Origin of the sequence: Aquabacterium sp., assembly GCF_004297345.1 — a bacterium.
Classification (GTDB): Bacteria; Pseudomonadota; Gammaproteobacteria; order Burkholderiales; family Burkholderiaceae_C; genus Aquabacterium.
Map to the genome: position 1 here is coordinate 1 of NZ_SCTN01000260.1, position 2,105 is coordinate 2,105.

Here is a 2,105-nt window from a genome sequence, read left to right on the forward strand (position 1 = left end):
AAACTGCTTGAGCACGACCAGAAAAGAACCCATGCCACTGCTTGCAATGGCCTCCAGCAGCAGCCGGGTTGCGGGCAAAGCACGCTCGGGCGGCACCACGCATTGGTACTGGTAAAAACCGCTTGGGCCGTATATCCGATTCCACTCGCGCAAGGCATCGAGCGGATAGAAGAACGGCCGATAGTGCTGCAGGCCGCTCACCACATCGCTGCGCTGCTTGTTGAAGTAAAGCGTATTGAATGACTTCAAGGACAGCGTATTGATCAAGGAGATCGGCGGCGTCAAAGGTACACGCATACCGGCTTCGGCCAAGCTGGGGGCCAAGCCGGAAGGCACCTGACTCAGATCCAGCACGGCCGGCGCGTGATTGGCCCGATTAAACAGCCCCCGTCCCAGTCGCTTGCCTGCAAACGCGCAATCGATCCAGGAGACGGTGTACTCGAAGTCTTGCTCAGAGGCCTGACTCAACTCAAAGAACTCTTCCAGACTGTGGAAGCGAATGGATTCGGTGTTCAGAAAAGGATTGGCCACACGCCGCAGCGGTATCTCTGCCCAGGTGATCAAACCAGTCAGCCCCAGCCCGCCAATGGTCGCGGCATACCAATCTGCATTTTGCTCTGGCGAACAGACCAGCCGTGTGCCGTCAGAACGCAGCAATTCGAACTGCGAAACATGGTTGCCGAAAGAGCCCGCAACGTGATGGTTCTTGCCATGGACATCATTGGCAATCGCCCCGCCGACCGTCACGAACTGGGTGCCGGGCGTCACGGGGAGGAACCACCCTTGAGGGAGGACGAGCTGGATGATGCTGGACAGCAGCACGCCACCTTCACAGCGCAATATCCCTGTGGCCGGATCGAACGCGATGAAGCGATCGAGCTGCCCCCCCAGCAGCAAGGCGCCCCCGGGATTGAGGTTGCTGTCGCCGTAACTGCGCCCATTGCCGAAAGGCAACACGCTGCCGCCGTCCTGCGGCATGGGCAAAGGCTGATGCCTGCTGCCAAGGCCCAAGGTCTGATGGGGCTCGCGCAGCACCCTCCCCCAGGACAGCATGGTCTGGGTATTCACGTCCGCTGCCTCAGACGGCAAGCCAAAGCACGATGGCTGCGGCCAGGCCCGTCAACAGACTCACTTTGTCCTTGAGTGCAAAGACAAGGGGGTCATCGTGCATCTGGCCGCGATGCGTCTGCATCCAGATGCGGCTGATCCAGTACAGCATGATCGGCACCAGCGCCCACGCCATTTTGGGATGCTTGTACAACACGCTGATGTCTGGCGAGTTGACGTACAGAGCCAGCACCAGAATGCTCAGATAGCCAGACGCGCCGCCCAGACTTTGCAGCAGCGCGAGATCGTCCACCTGATAGCCCCGGCCCTTGGCCTTGAGTTTGCCCTGCTGACGCATGACATACAACTCCGCGTAGCGCTTGACGATGGCCAGGCTCAGGAAGATGAAGATCGCGAACATCAACAGCCAGAAGGACAAGGCGATGCCGGTGGCCGCCGCGCCCGCCACGATCCGCACGGTATACAGGCCAGCCAAGGCCAGCACATCGATCATCACCAGTTGCTTGAGCCCGAACGAATAAGCCAGTGTGGCCACGTAATAAGCCGCCAGCACCATCATGAACTTGATGGGCAACAAGCAAGCCAGGCCAATGGCCACCAGGAGCAAGGTCGGTGCCGCAGTCAAGCCGAACAACAAGCTGAGCTGGCCTGCCGCAAAGGGGCGCTTGCACTTGCTGTGATGCTGCCGATCGGCAGCCAGATCCAGCATGTCGTTGAGCAGGTAGACAGACGATGCGCACAAGCTGAACGCGATGAAGGCCACCAGGCTGTTGAGCAAGGCCTGACTCACACCCAGCTGATGCGCTGCCGCCACCGGCACGAAGATGAGCGCATTCTTGGCCCACTGGTGCACACGCAAGGCTTTGAGAACGACCTTCAAGCCGCCTGGCATGGGCGCGATGGCGTGCTCGACCTTGGTGACTTCGCCGGCAGCCGCGACCAACGACGCCCCTGCGTTCACGACGATGGCCGCCCGCGCATGGCGCCATACGGCAAGGTCCACCTTTTCGTTGCCGCAGTAGTCAAAGCCCTTGTCG

Annotated in this window: 2 protein-coding genes; both read right to left on the bottom strand. The window is 60.3% G+C overall.

What is annotated here, in order from left to right; translation table 11 throughout:
* A partial coding sequence (locus EPO09_RS09250; protein ID WP_290642402.1) for an FAD-binding oxidoreductase occupies nucleotides 1–1,068 on the bottom strand: 1,068 nt, incomplete at its 3' end.
* 10 nt (nucleotides 1,069–1,078) lie between these two features.
* On the bottom strand, nucleotides 1,079–2,105 hold a 1,027-nt coding region (locus EPO09_RS09255; RefSeq protein WP_290642404.1), incomplete at its 5' end, for a UbiA family prenyltransferase.